This window comes from Butyrivibrio sp. INlla18 (assembly GCF_900103635.1).
In the GTDB taxonomy this organism is placed as follows: domain Bacteria; phylum Bacillota; class Clostridia; order Lachnospirales; family Lachnospiraceae; genus Butyrivibrio.
This window is the reverse complement of the sequence record NZ_FMXK01000009.1, coordinates 19,196-35,570: the sequence shown is the minus strand read 5'-3', so window position 1 is coordinate 35,570 and position 16,375 is coordinate 19,196. Positions and strand designations below refer to the sequence as shown.

Here is a 16,375-nt window from a genome sequence, read left to right as displayed (position 1 = left end):
ACCTCCAATTAGTCACCAAGTCCACTTTCAACAAGCTCAACAGCCTTTTTAAGAGCTTCCTGCTCATCTGGTCCATCACACTGGATCTCAATCTCAGCACCACACTTGATGCAAGCACTCATGAGCATCATAACGCTCTTTGCGTCAAAAGATGTTCCGTTGAATACGATCTTAACATCACTTGTGAATGGAGTTACTGTCTGTGAAAAAAGACTAGCTGGGCGCATGTGCATTCCCTGTTCGTTTGTTACTTTAACTACCTGTGAAACCATTTTTAATACCTCTTTCTTTTTGGAATTCCCGAGGGATATTTGTCCCTCGGGGAGATTATGTTAATTATTTATTTGCAGGCTTTTTGATGAAGCCGAGCATAACTGCTGTAATGATGGAACCAACAAGCCAAGCCACGATGTAAAGAAGTGGATGACCTACTGTAGCGAATACGAAGATTCCACCGTGAGGAGCCATAAGTGTGCAACTAAAGAGTGCTGAGAGAAGACCAGCAACACCTGAACCAACGAGGGTACAAGGAATTACATGGAGAGGATCTGCAGCAGCAAATGGAATAGCACCTTCTGTGATGAATGAGCTTCCCATTACGATGTTGGAAAGCCATGAAGCACGCTCTGACTCAGTAAACTTATTAGGGAATACCTTACAAGCGATAGCGATACCTACTGGAGGAACCATACCACCTACCATGATAGCTGCCATTGCAATGTAGCAAGCCTGTACTTCTGGATCTGTAATCTGTGCGCCCTGAGCAACAAGGACAGCAGCTGTATCAAGCATACCAGTACCAAATACGTAAGCAGCCTTGTTGATTGGGCCACCCATATCGATAGCCATCATAGCACCAAGGATAAGTCCAAGGAGTGCAAGAAGGCCAGCGTTACTAAGTGCTGTAAGCATGATCGAAAGACCTGTGTTGATAAGTCCGATGACTGGGTTAAGGATGAAGCACATTGCTACGCCCATGATAAATACACCACATAATGGATAGATGAGTGTAGGCTTGATTCCTTCTAAGCTCTTAGGGAAACCGGCTGTGATCTTCTTGAGGAAAAGGACAATTGCACCTGCAAGGAAACCAGCTGCGATACCACCAAGGAATCCAGAAACAGTAGCACCACCATTGGTGAATGCAAATGTTCCGATGAAATTGTTAAAGCCATCAAGAGGAGCGCCTTCGCCCAAGAATCTTGGAACCCATGTGAATGCAGGCTTGTCATTTACAAAAAGGGCTGCATTACCGCTAGAAGCAAGGAGACCACCTGTAAAACCTACTGCAAGGCCAGGTCTGTCAGCTATTGACTCAGCGATATATCCTGCAAGAACTGGAACCATAAGTCCCATTGCAAGTCCTCCCACATACTTAAAGAAGGATGAAAGTGGAAGCATGTTACCAAAGTCATACCCACCGTCTGCACCGTATCCGCAGATAGTATCAATAAGGAATGCAAGAGCAATCATGATACCGCCACCGATAACGAATGGAAGCATATGTGATACACCGTTCATAAGGTGTTTGTAGAACTTTCTGCCAAGGCTCTCATTTCCTGATGATTCATATTTCTTTGTAACAGTTCCTGTGTGATGATATACTGTAACATTTCCTGCTGAAGCTCTCTCAAGGAGCTTTTCAGGAGTGTGGATAGCTTCTTTGGTAGATGTGATGATAACTGGCTTACCATCAAATCTGCTCATGTCGATGTTCTTGTCGCAAGCTACGATAACAGCATCAGCATCAGCAATCTCAGAAGCTGTAAGAACATCCTTTGCTCCGCCTGATCCGTCTTTTTCGACCTTGATATCGATGCCGAGCTCTTTTGCCTTAAGTTCAAGAGCTTCAGCTGCCATAAATGTATGAGCGATACCTGTAGGACAAGCTGTTACGCCAACAAGCTTTTTAGCAGTATTTGCTTTTGCTGGAGCAGAAGCAGCATTCTTTGTTGCGTTTTCTTTATCTTTTTCTGCTTCCTTATCATCGATGATCTTAAGGAATTCATCTGCTGTCTTAGCTTCTACAAGCTTCTTAGCAAAAGTAGAATCCATAAGAAGAGTCATGAGCTTGGATAAAACTTCAAGATGTGTGTCAGCTGCTGTATCAGGAGCTGCAATCATGAAGAAAAGATTACTTGGGTTGCCATCAAGTGACTTGTAATCAATACCACCTGGAATAGTGATAGCAGTAAGACCAGCCTTAGCAACTGATGCTGACTTGGCATGAGGAACTGCAATTCCCATTCCGATAGCTGTTGAGCCCTTACTTTCACGTTCAAGGATAGCTTTTTTGTATTCTGCTGCGTCTGAAAGATTGCCTACCTTTGAGTGAAGCTCTACGAGAGCATCAATAGCTGAAATCTGATCATTTGCGTTGCAGTTAAGGCTTATGCCTTCTTTTTTTAGTAAATCTGTGATTTTCATAGACCCTCCTTTACCTTATAGGTTCTTGTACAGTTCGTTGATTGCTTCACCTGTTGCCAGGTCATCTGAGAAAGCTGTTGCGCTTCCTGCGGCAGTACCCATCTTGAGTGCCTCTTCATAGCTACCTGTCTGGAGGTATCCAGCTACGAATCCGGCAACCATTGAATCGCCTGCGCCTACTGAGTTTTTAACTTTACCCTTTGGTACACCTACTCTGTATTTCTCGCCTGTTTCAGTAATAAGCATTGCTCCGTCTCCAGCCATTGAGATGAGGACGTTTCTAGCACCAAGCTCCTGAAGCTTCTTGGCGTGTGTCTCAATCTCTTCGTCTGTCTTTAAGACGGTTCCAAACATCTCACCAAGTTCGTGATTGTTTGGCTTTATCAAGAATGGATGATATTTAAGGACGTTTTTCAAAAGATCCTTTGTAGCATCCACAACAACCTCGATCTTTCTGTCATTTACGAGGGCGATGATCTTTTCATATACATCGCTTGGAAGAGAATTAGGAATACTTCCTGCGAGGATAAGGATGTCGCCATCTTTTAATGTGTTTATCTTGTCAAAGAGCTTTTTTTGATCCTCTTCTGGAATCATAGGACCCTGAGCATTTATCTCAGTCTCTGCCTGACCTTTGATCTTGACATTGATTCTTGAAATACCATCTTTTAACTTGATGAAATCAGCTTTGATGCCTCTTTCACTTACGCTTTTCTCGATGGCATCGCCTGTAAAGCCTGCAACAAATCCAAGGGCTGTATTATCAAGTCCAAGGTTCTTTAAGATGGTAGAAACATTTATTCCTTTGCCACCAAAGTAGCATTCTTCGGAATCGGAGCGGTTGGTCATTCCTGGGAGCAGCTCATCGCTCATTCGTACCACATAATCGATTGCAGGATTAAAGGTAACGGTGTAAATCATTGCTTTCCTCCTTTTTATACGACCTTAATTATTGTCTTGCTGCCATAACTTGCCTTGGGCTCTTTGTCAGTTATGATGCAGCATTTAGTAATATCAGCAAAAGTTACAGAACTAACCAGTCCAAATTTGCTGTGGTCTGCAAGAATATAAGAGATGTAAGCATGCTTGACGGCTTCTGCTTTAACAAGGGCTTCATCTACATCGGGAGTAGTAAAGCCTGCGGTTAAAGAGATGCCGTTAGTTCCCATAAAAGCTTTGGTGAAATGATATTTACTGATTCCCTCGATACAGTCAGGACCAATGATAGCCTCAGTAGCAAATTTGCATCTGCCACCAATGATCATGGTATTTAAGTTCTTTTCAAGAAGCTTCTTGGCATGAACGATACCGTTAGTGATGTACTTGGCTTTGGCATTGTCGATGTATTTGATCATCTCCAAAGTTGTAGTACCAGAGTCAATATATACAAAGTCGTCATCGTTTATGAGAGAAGCAGCATATCTGCTGATTGCTTCTTTTTCCTCAATATTAAGAGAAGCCTTGGCTGATACTGTGGGCTCAATAGTGTTGACATCAGTAGAACTTAAAGAAGTTGCGCCGCCAAAAACCTTAAGAATTCTTTTTTCATCGTGGAGGACTGAAAGATCTCTGCGTATAGTGGCTGCGGAAGCATCAAATTGCTCCATAAGCTGCGCAACAGTAACTGCATTATTTTCATTAATATATGAAACTATCAGATCACGTCGTTCTTTTGTAAGCATACTTGCCTCTTTTATATTTTTTTATTAGCTTATAGATGATAACATCAAACTCAATCAAAGGCAATCACAAAAAATCAAAAATAATCAAATTGCAAAAAGAATAATAATCATAGAAATTCATAAGCGTTCAAAAATGCTCTCTTTTATTATACTAATTCTAACGATTAATGACATCATTATATTCTTAAAAAAGAATAAACCTTGCGGTAATAACGTAAATCATCTTTACAATGTAATCTATAATAAATTACAATATATATATGGTTTATCACTAAATTTGGTGGAGGTGCGTAACTTGGAAGAGATTATCTTAACAAATGATCAGGTTGATATCCTTGGTGAAATAGCTAATATCAGTATGGGTAATTCCGCAACCACACTTAGCATGATGGTTAATCGTAAGGTTGATATAACAACTCCTAACGTCAAGATCATTAAGAGAAGTGAAGCTCTTGATGATTATGAAAAGACCTGTATTTTCGTGCAGATACATTATGTAAAAGGACTTGAGGGCAATAACGTACTTGTGCTCAAGGAACATGATGTGAAGGTTATGACAGATCTGATGATGGGCGGAGATGGAACAAATACAGCTGGAGAGATCACTGAGCTGCATCTTTCTGCTGCTTCTGAAGCTATGAATCAGATGATGGGAACCAGTGCCACATCTCTTTCTTCCATGCTTGGAATTGCTACAGATATCAGTACTCCTATAGTTAATCAGATCGACGTAGAAAGTATTAAAGTTTTTGAAAAAATGTTTGATACTACTTACGATAAATTTGTTAAAATAGCTTTTAGGATGACAATAGGAGATCTTATTGATTCCGTAATGGTACAGCTATATCCAGTGCAGTTCGCTGAGGATATGTGCCAAAAATTTATTGAAAAAGGAAAATAATACTAGATTATGAATAAGGCAGAAACATTAGAGATCAAGAAACAGTTTACACCAGACAGATGCACTATCGATCACATCTGTGGTTGCTACGTGGATCATGAAAAGAACAAGAAACTAACATTTAGAAAGGCTTTCGGACAGCTCCCAGATGAGGAGATGTACAAATATCTGGATATATTTCAGCATACTTTAGCCGGAACATTTGGCAAGAATCTGATCAGTCTTGAGTTTCCTCTTGAACAGGAACAGCCAGGAGGGACTCAGGACTTTCTTTTGACCTTGCGTAATTCCAAGCTTGAGGATGACGAGCTTGTGGATGAGTGCTACGACAAGATCATAGCCAATTATGTAAATGGCGAGAACTACTATATTATCTTAGTTCACGCAGTCTATGATATCCCTGGCGTTACAAGTGATGGTATCGAGATGGAAGATGCTTCAGACAAGATCTACGACTATATTCTTTGTAGTATCTGTCCTGTTAAGCTCTCCAAGGCAGGTCTTGGTTACAATGAGACCAAGAATGTAATTGAAGACAGATATCGTGACTGGATAGTAGACGGACCTACTAAGGGATTTCTTTTCCCAGCATTTATAGAAAGAGATACAGACATCCACAACATGCTCTATTTTACCAAGAAGCCTGATGACCTTCAGCCTGAGTTTGTTGAGGCTATGTTTGGCGGAAGAGCACCTATCTCTGCTCCAGAGCAAAGAGATCTTTTTGATGCGGTAGTTCAGAATACTATCGGTGAGGATGCTGACTACGATATCATGAGAAATATCCATGATAATCTTAATGAGATGATCGAAAATCACGAAGGAGATTCAGAGCCACTTGAGCTTAAAAAAGATGATGTTAAGCAGCTCCTTCATGATAGTGGCGTTTCAGAAGAACGACTTGGCTATTTTGAAGAGAATTATACAAAGTGCGCAGGAGATGAGGACTTCCCACTTCTTGCTAGCAACATTGCAAACACCAAGAAGTTCGACATCGAGACTCCTGACGTAGTCATCAAGGTTAAGCCAGACAGAACTGATCTTGTAGAATCCAAGATCATTGATGGCAGACAGTGCCTTGTGATCGAGGTTGATGATCACATCGAAGTTAATGGAATCAATGTAAGAACATTTATGAATAAGTAATCTTATAAAGAAAAAGGCTTGATCCTGTTTTAAGGGATCAAGCCTTTATTAGTATTCACAAAAAGAATTATTTCTTGTCGCCAGTGATCTTGTTGATAAGTATCTTTCCAGCACGTTTAACTGCATATGGACCGACGGCCTTCATCTTATCTTCAGCTCTATACATTGTGCTTGCTTCTGGAATGTCACGAGATAAGTGGATAGCGTCAAATTCACACTTGGTAGTGCAAAGACCACATCCGATACATCTGTTTTCATCAACAGTTGTAGCACCGCAGCCAAGACATCTTGAAGCTTCTGCCTTAACCTGTTCTTCTGTAAGGGTAAGTCTAAGGTCTACAAAGGTATCTTTGGCAATACCGGCTTTTTTGCCAGGAATCTGTCTCTTGGCATTATCAAAGCTCTCAACCTGGATGTCATCCTTATCAAGCTCAATAAATTCACGTCTGTCTCTGGCGAGATCTAGTCTGTTTCCTTTGTGCACGAAGCGGTTGATAGAAACGAAGCCTTCTCGGCCACCAGCGATGGCATCGATTGCAAATTTTGCACCGGTAAATACATCGCCGCCTACAAAGATATCAGGCTCTGCAGTCTGTCTTGTAAGTGGATCAGCCTTGGCTGTGCCGTTTCTATTAAGCTCAACCTTGGTTCCTTTAAGAATGTCTCCCCACTGAACTGACTGACCGATTGAGAGAAGGAGATTCTCACAAGGAATCTCTATAGTATCGTTTTCGTCATAAACTGGAGCAAATCTGTGCTCGCTGTCAAATACGCTTGTGCATCTTTTGAAGATAACGCTCTTTACGTGACCATTTTCTGTAACGACTTCCTTTGGTCCCCAGCCATTCTTAACTTCAATGCCTTCTTCTAAAGCTTCTTCAACTTCATCTCTTGCAGCAGGCATTTCTTTTTCACTTTCAAGACACAGCATTGTGACCTTAGAAGCACCGGCTCTTACAGCAGTTCTTGCTACGTCGATTGCAACGTTACCGCCGCCAACAACAACAGTATCGCCATTTAGCTTAACTGAGTGATCTTGGTTAATAGTACGAAGGAAATCTACACCTGTCTGAACGCCGGCTGCATCTTCGCCAGGAACACCTGCAAGACGTCCGCCCTGCATTCCGATAGCAACAAAGAATGCCTTGTAACCTTCATTTCTAAGCTGCTCAATAGTAACGTCTTTTCCTACGTCTATGCCGCACTTGATCTCAACGCCCATCTGCTTGATGACATCGATCTCGGCTTCGATTATATCTTTTTCAAGACGATAGCTTGGAATACCATTCATCAGCATTCCGCCAGGTCTTTTTTCTTTTTCAAAAACAGTTACTGGATAGCCGTTCTCTCTAAGGAAAAAGGCAGCAGAAAGACCAGCAGGACCTCCGCCGATAACAGCAACTTTATAGTCATCGCTCCAGAAACCGCCGTCGTGCTTTTCACAAAGAGGAATGTATCTTTCGCTTTTCTTAAGGTCCAAAGATGCAATGAACTTCTTGATCTCATCGATAGCAAGAGGCTGATCGATTGTTCCTCTTGTACAGGCATCCTCACAACGTCTGTTACATACAGCGCCGCAGATCATTGGGAATGGATTGTCTTGTTTAATGAGCTTTAATGCATCTTCATATCTGCCTTCTGCAGCCATCTTGATATAACCCTGAACTGAAAGGTGTACAGGGCAGGCTGTTTTACATGGAGCAGTACCTGTTTCGTAACAGTTGATCTTGGCGTCATCTCTGTAGTTGTAGTTCCACTTATCTGGTCCCCACTTTTTATTGTCAGGAAGCTGAGTCTTTGGATATTTAACTTCGCTTCCGTCTTTTTTACAGAGCTTTTGGCCAAGTTTAGCTGCGCCAACAGGACAGACCTCAACGCACTTACCACAGGCAACACACTTATCTTTTTCTACATGAGCACGATATGCTGATGCAGAGAGGTTAGGAGTGTTATAAAGCTGTGATGTACGAAGAGCGTTACAAACGCCAGGAGCGCAGTTACAGATAGCAACGATCTTGCCCTCGCCGTCAATGTTTGTGATCTGGTGAACGTAGCCGTGACGCTCAGCTCTCTTTAATATTTCATATACTTCTTCTTTGGAAACATAATGACCGATTCCACGATCATCCATGTATTCAGCCATATCGCCCATACCGATACAGTACTCGCCGCGGATCTCACCACTTCCTTCACCGCGCATTGCCTGCTGTTTACGGCATGAACATTCTGAAATTCCAAATTTATCATACATGTCGATCCATCTTGAGAGATGCTCAACTGGAACAGACTGATTCTCAAGTTCGATAGCTTTTTCTACAGGAATAACGTGCATTCCGACTCCGGCGCCTCCTGGAGGAACCATCTGAGTGATACCTGCAAGTGGGAGCTGAGTCATGAGGTTAAAGAATGTAGCAAGCTGAGGGAACTCCTCAGTAAGCTTTTCCTGCATCATCATAAACTCTGCTGAGCCAGGAACGAAGATAGGAAGCTCATACTGAAGATGCTTATCCTCAGTCTTTGCCCTATTTTGCTCAATAATACCGATCCAGCGAAGACGCTCAACCATCTTGGTTGTTTCTTCTTCGGACATGTTATTCATCTGTGCAAGCTCTGGAATAGAATAAGGAACGCGGGTCTTCTTGAAATTTATCAAGAACTTGACCTGCTCTTTGGTAAGGATCATATCAAGCATCCAATATTCTGGATCTCTGTTATTGATCTTACCAGTAAGTTTTTTGACGTAGCGGTCCGTTATCATGGTTGCCAACTTAAGGACCAGCTTTTCTTTTTCAGGATCCTCTGCCACATAATTAGGGTCCTGCCAGTAGTCGTTCTCGTTGATCATAGGATCCCCGAGTTTCCACTCTTTGACATTTGTTGCCATAAAAAAATCCCCTTTTTTCCCATATAAGATATAGTTTTTTTGCTATCTAAATTTTATCATATCGGCTATGGAAACTAGAAGTGAAAAAATATTTTTTATTGACAATTTTTTAGTGGGGGCGTAGAATTCAATCTAACAAGTTAATAGTTTAAACCGATGAAGCGGAGATAACGGTAGCAATGCCACCACAGAGAGTTTGGGATGCTGAGAACCAGACGTGAAACAAACTATCAAATGGACCGCGGAGGGCATGGTCAAAGCTGATCTTAACATATTTAGTGAGTATTCCATGACGGCAGACTCCCGTTAGTAGTCAGGGATATGTTGGTATCCTGTAAAGCGCACGTACTACGTGAATTCAAGGTGGCACCGCGGATTAAGTTTAAAACTCATTCGTCCTTGACAGAGACAATATCTGTCGAGGACTTTTTATGTGAAGCATCCAGACAGAGAATTGTCGAGATGCTTTATTTTTTTACCAACTTAATTTTGGGAAAAGGAGAATGGAACAATGATCAAAGAAGCAATCGTAAAAATCGTAAACAAGGAAGACCTTACTTATGATGAGGCCTATGCAGTAATGAATGAGATCATGAGCGGCGAGACAACTCCAACTCAGAATGCTGCGTTTTTGTCAGCTCTTTCTACTAAGAGTGCAAGAGCTGAGACTACTGAAGAGATCGCTGGCTGCGCCGCAGCTATGAGAGATCATGCAACTAAGGTAGACACTGGAATGGATATCTTTGAGATCGTAGGAACAGGCGGAGATAACGCAGGAAGCTTTAATATCTCAACAACATCAGCTCTTGTGGCTGCAGCTGGTGGCATGAAGGTTGCCAAGCACGGAAACAGAGCAGCTTCATCCAAGTGCGGAACAGCTGATTGTCTTGAAGCTCTTGGGGTTAACATTGATCAGTCCCCGGACAAGTGCGTTGAACTGTTAAAAGAGGCTGGAATGTGCTTCTTCTTTGCTCAGAAGTATCACACTTCAATGAAGTACGTAGGTGCCATCAGAAGAGAGCTTGGCTTTAGAACAGTGTTCAACATCTTAGGACCTCTTACAAATCCTGGTTCACCAAAGATGCAACTTCTGGGGGTATACGATGGTTATCTTGTTGAGCCCCTTGCACAGGTTCTTGTAAGCCTTGGTGTTCAGAGAGGAATGGTGGTATTTGGTCAGGACAAGCTTGATGAGATCTCAATGAGCTGCCCAACTACTATCTGTGAGATCAGAGACGGATGGTACAAGACCTACGAGATCACTCCTGAGGACTTTGGCTTTAAGACATGCTCAAAGGACGAGCTTAAGGGTGGAACTCCAGAAGAGAACGCTCAGATCACACTTTCAATCCTTAAGGGCGAAAAAGGACCAAAGAGAGAGGCAGTTCTCCTTAATGCAGGTGCATCTCTTTATATAGGCGGTAAGGCTGATACCTTTGCAGATGGTGTCAAGCTTGCAGCAGAGCTCATCGATTCAGGCAAAGCTCTTGAGACATTAAATAAGGTCATTGAAGTTAGTAACAGAGGTATGCAAGAGGAAAAGGCAGTATGACGATTCTTGATGAAATTGCAGATTACGCTAGGATAAGAGTTCAAAAGAATAAAGAGATAAAGAGCATTGAAGCCCTTAGATTTGAAGCTGCAATGTTTCAAAAAGAAGGCTTTCCTTTTGAAGAAGCACTTAAGGGAGAGGATAGCTCTTTTATCTGCGAATGCAAAAAGGCCTCTCCCTCAAAGGGCATAATTGCAGAAGACTTCCCATGGCTTGATATAGCCCTTGAGTATGAGAAGGCTGGAGCAGATGCTATCTCAGTTCTTACAGAACCTAAGTGGTTTCTTGGAAAAGATGAATACCTCTCCGAGATAAGTTCTCTTGTTAATATACCCTGCCTTAGAAAAGATTTCGTGGTGGATGAGTACATGATCTACGAAGCCAGTATTCTCGGGGCATCCGCAGTTCTTTTGATCTGCTCCATATTGACAAAAGAAGAGATAAAAAGGTATATAAGTATCTGCGATGGACTTGGCCTGTCAGCTCTTGTAGAAGCTCATGATGAAAAAGAGATTCAGATGGCGCTAGATGCTGGAGCAAGGATAATCGGTGTTAACAACAGAAACTTAAAGGATTTTTCTGTGGATACAGAAAATAGCAAGAGACTTAGAAGCCTCATCCCGGACAATGTGATCTATGTTTCAGAGAGCGGGATCAAAGAGGCATCTGATGTAAAGAGCCTTAGAGAAGCGGGAGTAAACGCTGTGCTTGTTGGAGAGACACTTATGAGAGCCAGGGACAAGGAGCAAAAATTAAAGGAATTAAAAGGAATTAAGATTTAAGTTATGACAAAGATTAAACTTTGCGGATTATCAACATCATCAGATATTTCCGCAGCAAACATTTTTAAGCCAGACTACGTGGGATTTGTTTTTTGGAAAAAGAGCAGCCGCTACGTAGGAAAGGACACTGCCATGAGGCTCCGTGCAGAGTTATCAACGGATATTCAGACAGTAGGAGTGTTTGTAGATGCAGATATTGATTTCGTGGCTGAGCTTTTAAATGAAGGAATCATCGACATGGCTCAGCTCCACGGAAGTGAAAATGATAAATACATCTCTCACCTTAGGGAAATGACAGATAAGCCTATTATGAAGGCCTTTATAGTGAAAGGTCAGGAGGATATCGACGAAGCAAACCTAAGTCCTGCAGATCACATTTTACTAGATGCAGGAATGGGGGAGGGAGAAGGCTTTAACTGGGAACTTTTAGAAGGTATGACAAGACCATTCTTTTTAGCAGGAGGTCTTTCACCTGAGAACGTAAAAGACGCAATCGCAGAAGTAAAGCCATTTGCAGTAGATATAAGCTCAGGAATCGAGACAGATGGTCACAAGGATGCCTCTAAAATGGGAAGTTTTGTGGCAAACGTAAGACTTATCGATGCACAGATCGCAAGTCAGGGACCTGAGTACTGATAAAAAAGTATGAGGAGTGAAGATTATGACTAACACTAAGGGAAGATTTGGTGTTCACGGTGGACAGTACATACCAGAGACACTGATGAATGCTGTTATTGAGCTTGAGAAAGCTTATGATCACTACAAGAATGATCCGGAATTCAACATGGAACTTGCGGATCTACTAAATGAGTATGCAGGCAGACCTTCACGCCTTTATTATGCAGAGAAGATGACAAAGGACCTTGGCGGCGCCAAGATCTATCTTAAAAGAGAAGACTTAAACCACACAGGAGCTCACAAGATAAATAACGTGCTGGGTCAGGCGCTTCTTGCCAAGAAAATGGGTAAGACAAGGCTCATTGCTGAGACAGGCGCAGGTCAGCACGGCGTAGCAACTGCTACGGCAGCAGCTCTTATGGGTATGGAGTGCGTGGTCTTCATGGGAGAAGAGGATACCAAGAGACAGGCACTTAACGTTTACAAGATGAGACTTCTAGGAGCAGAGGTTGTTCCTGTGACAAGCGGAACAGCAACTCTTAAGGATGCTGTATCAGAGGCAATGAGAGAGTGGACTTCAAGAATTGACGATACTCACTACTGCCTAGGCTCTGTAATGGGACCACATCCTTTCCCTACAATAGTTAGAGATTTTCAGGCTGTTATCTCTAAGGAGATCAAAGAGCAGATCCTTGAAAAAGAAGGAAGACTTCCAGATGCTGTACTTGCCTGTGTTGGCGGTGGCTCAAATGCAATCGGAACCTTCTATCATTTCATTGATGACAAAGATGTTAAGCTCATTGGCTGCGAGGCAGCAGGTAGAGGAATCGATACCTTTGAGACAGCAGCTACAGTAAACACTGGTAAGATTGGTATCTTCCACGGAATGAAGTCATATTTTTGCCAGGATGAGTACGGACAGATTGCCCCAGTTTACTCAATTTCTGCTGGACTTGATTATCCAGGTGTTGGACCAGAGCATGCTTATCTTCATGATATTGGAAGAGCAGAGTACGTGCCTGTAACTGATGATGAAGCAGTAGATGCTTTTGAATACCTGTCTAGAACAGAGGGAATCATCCCTGCGATCGAGTCATCCCATGCAATTGCTTATGCTATGAAGCTTGCAAAGACCATGGACAAGGACAAGATAATAGTTGTGACTGTTTCCGGAAGAGGAGACAAGGACTGCGCAGCGATCGCGCGTTACAGAGGGGAGGATATCAATGAGTAATATTTCTAAGGCTTTTGAAAATGGTAAGGCATTTGTTGCTTTTATAACTTGTGGTGATCCTGACCTTGAGACTACTGTGAAGGCTGTTAAGGCAGCAGCAGATAACGGCGCAGACCTTGTGGAGCTTGGAATTCCTTTTTCTGATCCAACAGCAGAGGGCCCAGTTATTCAGGGAGCAAATCTACGTGCCCTTAAGGGCGGCGTTACCACAGACAAGATCTTTGACATGGTAAAAGAGCTGAGAAAAGAAGTTACTATTCCATTAGTATTTATGACCTACGCAAACGTAGTATTTTCATATGGTGCTGAGCGCTTCATGACAAACTGCAAAGAAGCACAGATAGACGGCATCATTTTACCTGACCTTCCTTTTGAGGAAAAAGAGGAATTCGACGGAATCTGTGATAAGTACGGAGTAGACCTTATTTCTCTCATTGCACCTACATCAGCAGGTAGAATAGCAATGATAGCAAAAGAGGCAAAGGGCTTTATCTACCTTGTATCAAGCCTTGGGGTAACAGGAACAAGATCAGAGATCACAACAGACCTTTCTAGTATCGTAAAGGTGATCCGAGAGAATACCGACGTTCCATGTGCTATTGGATTTGGTATCTCAACTCCTGAGCAGGCTGCCAAGATGTCTTCAATTTCAGATGGCGCTATCGTTGGTTCAGCCATCATCAAGATACTTGAAAAGCATGGAAAAGACGCTCCAAAATATATTGGAGAATACGTAAATTCCATGAAAAAAGCCATGTAAAACCGCTTTTATAAAAAGATTGTAAATAATTTTTTCTTCATATTGACAACATGTAGCAAGCTACGTATGATATTATACGTAGCTTGCTACATGTTTATGGCGATTTTATCTTTTGATAGCTTGGGCATAGAAAGAAGGTGAGGCTAGGTGATGTGCACAGAAGATAATAGACATTTTTTTAGAGACAGAGATCATGAGCCAGTTGGCTTTAAGTTCAAACTGATCCATGAATCTTTTGTAGCTATTTTTAACAGACAGTTAAAAGATGACGACATGACATTCTCTCAGCTTATGGTTGTGACATATCTTGGAGAAAATATGGACAAGAAAGTGACTCAGAAGGACATTTCAGAGGCACTTCATATCAAGCATCCCACAACTATTGGTCTGATAAAAAGGCTCGAAGAAAAAGAGATGATCAAAGTAGTTGTGGATCCTGACAACAGGAAATACCGCAATATTACCCTTACCAATAAGGGCGCTGAATATGTTGCAATGAGTAGGGAGAGAAGGAAAAATACGGATTCCTACCTGGTAAACGGTATGACAGAAGAAGAGGTAAAAAAGCTTCGCGAGCTACTAGATAAAGTCATTGATAATATGGATGCTTTAAATAAATAAACAGGAGTTGAAGTTTTTATGGTTAAAACATTACTAAAAGAATTAAAGGAATTTAAGCTTCCTTCGATACTGACTCCACTGTGCATGGTAGGAGAGGTTATCTGTGAAATGGTAATACCTATCCTCATGGCTAGAATAGTGGACCTTGGTATCAATAAGGGAAATATGGCTGTTATTGTTCAGAACGGCCTTTTGATGCTTGGAATTGCTATCTTAGGTCTTTTAGCAGGACTTGGAGGAGCATATTTTGGTTCCAAGGCATCTACCGGATTTGCCAGAAATTTGAGAAAGGCAATGTTTGATAACATTCAGACTTTCTCATTTTCAAATATAGATAAGTTTTCAACATCTGGACTTGTAACAAGACTTACAACAGATGTTACCAACATTCAGAATGCATATATGATGATCCTTAGAATGGCTATGAGAGCTCCATCATCACTCATCATTGCCATGATCGCAGCCTTTATCATAAATGCGCAGCTTGCTTCTATATACCTTGTGGCAGTGCTTATTCTCTTTATGTTTATGATGTATATCATGAACAAGGCTACCAAGTACTTCAAGCAGGTATTTGAGAAGTATGATGCCCTCAATGAGAGTGTTCAGGAAAACGTATCAGCCATTAGAGTAGTAAAGGCATATGTTCGTGAGGACTATGAGAATGACAAGTTCAAAAAAGCTGCTCTAAATATTTACAACATGTTCGTAAAGGCAGAGATGAACCTTGTATATATAAGTCCTGTAATGTCAGGAACTATCTATACCTGCATTCTCCTTATCAGTTACCTTGGAGCACGCATGATCGTCCAGAATACACTTACTACTGGTAATCTCATGGGACTTCTGACATACTGCATGACAATCCTCATGAACCTCATGATGCTGGGTATGATCTTTGTAATGATCACAATGGCATCAGCTAGTGCTAAGCGTATTGCAGAAGTTATTGAAGAAAAGGCAGATATCACCAATAAGGAAAATGCTATCACAGAGGTTCCAAACGGAAGCATTTCTTTTGACCATGTAAGCTTTGCTTATAACAAGACTTCTGAGGAGCCTGTGTTAAAAGACATAAATCTTGATATACATGCTGGCGAGACTATAGGTATCATCGGCGGAACAGGTTCTGCTAAGTCATCCCTGGTTAACCTTATCAGCAGACTCTATGATGTCACAGAAGGTAGCGTAAAGGTTGGCGGAATAGATGTACGAGACTACGACCTTGAGACCTTAAGAGATCAGGTTTCAGTTGTTCTTCAAAAGAATGTCCTTTTCTCCGGAACTATCTTTGATAACCTCAGATGGGGCAACAAGGATGCTACTGATGAAGAGTGCAAGAGAGCTTGCCAGATGGCGTGCGCAGATGAGTTCATCGACAGAATGCCTCTTGGCTATAATACAGAGATCGAGCAGGGCGGAGCTAATGTATCTGGCGGACAGAGACAGAGACTTTGTATTGCCAGAGCTCTTTTGAAAAAGCCAAAGATCTTGATCCTTGATGACTCCACAAGCGCTGTAGATACAGCAACAGATGCCAAGATCAGAAAAGCCTTTGCAGAGGAGATTCCTGGTACTACCAAACTCATCATTGCTCAGAGAATCAGCTCAGTTCAGAGCTGCGATAGGATAATCGTCATGGATGATGGTAAGGTCAATGGATTTGGATCTCATGATGAGCTCCTTAAGACTAACGATATTTACAGAGAAGTTTATGAGTCACAGACAGGTGTAAGTGGTGACGCAGACTTTGATTCAGTAGGATGAG

At 41.9% G+C, this 16,375-nt stretch carries 14 protein-coding genes; 9 read left to right on the top strand and 5 right to left on the bottom strand.

The window, feature by feature from the left end; translation table 11 throughout:
* Positions 1–8: 8 nt before the first annotated feature.
* The 4 genes from BLS24_RS07510 to BLS24_RS07495 all read right to left on the bottom strand — a co-directional run bounded on the left by BLS24_RS07510 (position 9) and on the right by BLS24_RS07495 (position 4,109).
* The gene (locus BLS24_RS07510) at positions 9–272 is read right to left on the bottom strand and encodes an HPr family phosphocarrier protein (RefSeq protein WP_091757661.1); all 264 of its coding nucleotides are present in this window, start codon (positions 270–272) and stop codon (positions 9–11) included.
* 64 nt (positions 273–336) lie between these two features.
* Positions 337–2,427 (bottom strand): PTS fructose transporter subunit IIABC, encoded by a 2,091-nt coding sequence (locus tag BLS24_RS07505; RefSeq protein ID WP_091757659.1) that lies wholly within the window; start codon positions 2,425–2,427, stop codon positions 337–339.
* A 15-nt stretch (positions 2,428–2,442) separates the two neighbouring features.
* The gene (pfkB, locus tag BLS24_RS07500; protein WP_091757657.1) at positions 2,443–3,348 is read right to left on the bottom strand and encodes a 1-phosphofructokinase; all 906 of its coding nucleotides are present in this window, start codon (positions 3,346–3,348) and stop codon (positions 2,443–2,445) included.
* Positions 3,349–3,362: 14 nt separating this feature from the next.
* Positions 3,363–4,109: a DeoR/GlpR family DNA-binding transcription regulator gene (locus BLS24_RS07495; protein ID WP_091757655.1), complete on the bottom strand. Its 747-nt coding sequence runs from the start codon at positions 4,107–4,109 to the stop codon at positions 3,363–3,365.
* Between the two features lie 295 nt (positions 4,110–4,404).
* On the opposite strand from BLS24_RS07495, the gene fliY reads away from it, so the two are divergent.
* Together fliY and BLS24_RS07485 are read left to right on the top strand one after the other, a co-directional pair.
* Positions 4,405–5,010, top strand: a complete 606-nt coding sequence (gene fliY / locus BLS24_RS07490) for a flagellar motor switch phosphatase FliY (RefSeq protein WP_091757653.1) — start codon at positions 4,405–4,407, stop codon at positions 5,008–5,010.
* Positions 5,011–5,019: 9 nt separating this feature from the next.
* Positions 5,020–6,156: a DUF4317 domain-containing protein gene (locus tag BLS24_RS07485; RefSeq protein ID WP_091757651.1), complete on the top strand. Its 1,137-nt coding sequence runs from the start codon at positions 5,020–5,022 to the stop codon at positions 6,154–6,156.
* 67 nt (positions 6,157–6,223) lie between these two features.
* Here BLS24_RS07485 and BLS24_RS07480 read toward each other — a convergent pair whose 3' ends face one another.
* Entirely contained in the window at positions 6,224–9,001 is a 2,778-nt protein-coding gene (locus BLS24_RS07480) for an FAD-dependent oxidoreductase (protein WP_091757867.1), read from the bottom strand.
* A gap of 550 nt (positions 9,002–9,551) precedes the next feature.
* Here BLS24_RS07480 and trpD point away from each other — a divergent pair.
* From trpD to BLS24_RS07445, 7 genes are all read left to right on the top strand, one after another.
* Positions 9,552–10,592, top strand: coding sequence for an anthranilate phosphoribosyltransferase (trpD, locus tag BLS24_RS07475; protein ID WP_091757649.1), 1,041 nt, complete (start codon positions 9,552–9,554; stop codon positions 10,590–10,592).
* Positions 10,589–11,374, top strand: a complete 786-nt coding sequence (trpC, locus tag BLS24_RS07470) for an indole-3-glycerol phosphate synthase TrpC (protein ID WP_091757647.1) — start codon at positions 10,589–10,591, stop codon at positions 11,372–11,374. Before trpD ends, trpC begins: the two co-directional genes overlap by 4 nt.
* Before the next feature lie 3 nt (positions 11,375–11,377).
* Positions 11,378–12,010, top strand: a complete 633-nt coding sequence (locus BLS24_RS07465) for a phosphoribosylanthranilate isomerase (RefSeq protein ID WP_091757645.1) — start codon at positions 11,378–11,380, stop codon at positions 12,008–12,010.
* Positions 12,011–12,035: 25 nt separating this feature from the next.
* Positions 12,036–13,226 carry a tryptophan synthase subunit beta gene (trpB, locus tag BLS24_RS07460; protein ID WP_091757643.1) on the top strand — a complete coding sequence of 397 codons (1,191 nt, stop codon included), beginning with the start codon at positions 12,036–12,038 and terminating at the stop codon, positions 13,224–13,226.
* Positions 13,219–13,986 (top strand): tryptophan synthase subunit alpha, encoded by a 768-nt coding sequence (trpA, locus tag BLS24_RS07455; protein ID WP_091757641.1) that lies wholly within the window; start codon positions 13,219–13,221, stop codon positions 13,984–13,986. The genes trpB and trpA overlap by 8 nt, the downstream gene beginning before the upstream one ends.
* A 150-nt stretch (positions 13,987–14,136) precedes the next feature.
* Positions 14,137–14,607, top strand: a complete 471-nt coding sequence (locus BLS24_RS07450) for a MarR family winged helix-turn-helix transcriptional regulator (RefSeq protein ID WP_091757638.1) — start codon at positions 14,137–14,139, stop codon at positions 14,605–14,607.
* Between the two features lie 18 nt (positions 14,608–14,625).
* Positions 14,626–16,374: an ABC transporter ATP-binding protein gene (locus tag BLS24_RS07445; RefSeq protein WP_091757636.1), complete on the top strand. Its 1,749-nt coding sequence runs from the start codon at positions 14,626–14,628 to the stop codon at positions 16,372–16,374.
* The last annotated feature ends 1 nt before the right edge of the window (position 16,375 follow it).

What these genes read in the sequence shown, in the direction of transcription:
- BLS24_RS07510 (WP_091757661.1), bottom strand. Translation starts at nt 272, where the DNA reads ATGGTTTCACAGGTAGTTAAAGTAACAAACGAACAGGGAATGCACATG.
- BLS24_RS07505 (WP_091757659.1), bottom strand. Translation starts at nt 2,427, where the DNA reads ATGAAAATCACAGATTTACTAAAAAAAGAAGGCATAAGCCTTAACTGC.
- pfkB (WP_091757657.1), bottom strand. Translation starts at nt 3,348, where the DNA reads ATGATTTACACCGTTACCTTTAATCCTGCAATCGATTATGTGGTACGA.
- BLS24_RS07495 (WP_091757655.1), bottom strand. Translation starts at nt 4,109, where the DNA reads ATGCTTACAAAAGAACGACGTGATCTGATAGTTTCATATATTAATGAA.
- BLS24_RS07485 (WP_091757651.1), top strand. Translation starts at nt 5,020, where the DNA reads ATGAATAAGGCAGAAACATTAGAGATCAAGAAACAGTTTACACCAGAC.
- BLS24_RS07480 (WP_091757867.1), bottom strand. Translation starts at nt 9,001, where the DNA reads ATGATCAACGAGAACGACTACTGGCAGGACCCTAATTATGTGGCAGAG.
- trpD (WP_091757649.1), top strand. Translation starts at nt 9,552, where the DNA reads ATGATCAAAGAAGCAATCGTAAAAATCGTAAACAAGGAAGACCTTACT.
- trpC (WP_091757647.1), top strand. Translation starts at nt 10,589, where the DNA reads ATGACGATTCTTGATGAAATTGCAGATTACGCTAGGATAAGAGTTCAA.
- BLS24_RS07465 (WP_091757645.1), top strand. Translation starts at nt 11,378, where the DNA reads ATGACAAAGATTAAACTTTGCGGATTATCAACATCATCAGATATTTCC.
- trpB (WP_091757643.1), top strand. Translation starts at nt 12,036, where the DNA reads ATGACTAACACTAAGGGAAGATTTGGTGTTCACGGTGGACAGTACATA.
- trpA (WP_091757641.1), top strand. Translation starts at nt 13,219, where the DNA reads ATGAGTAATATTTCTAAGGCTTTTGAAAATGGTAAGGCATTTGTTGCT.
- BLS24_RS07450 (WP_091757638.1), top strand. Translation starts at nt 14,137, where the DNA reads ATGTGCACAGAAGATAATAGACATTTTTTTAGAGACAGAGATCATGAG.
- BLS24_RS07445 (WP_091757636.1), top strand. Translation starts at nt 14,626, where the DNA reads ATGGTTAAAACATTACTAAAAGAATTAAAGGAATTTAAGCTTCCTTCG.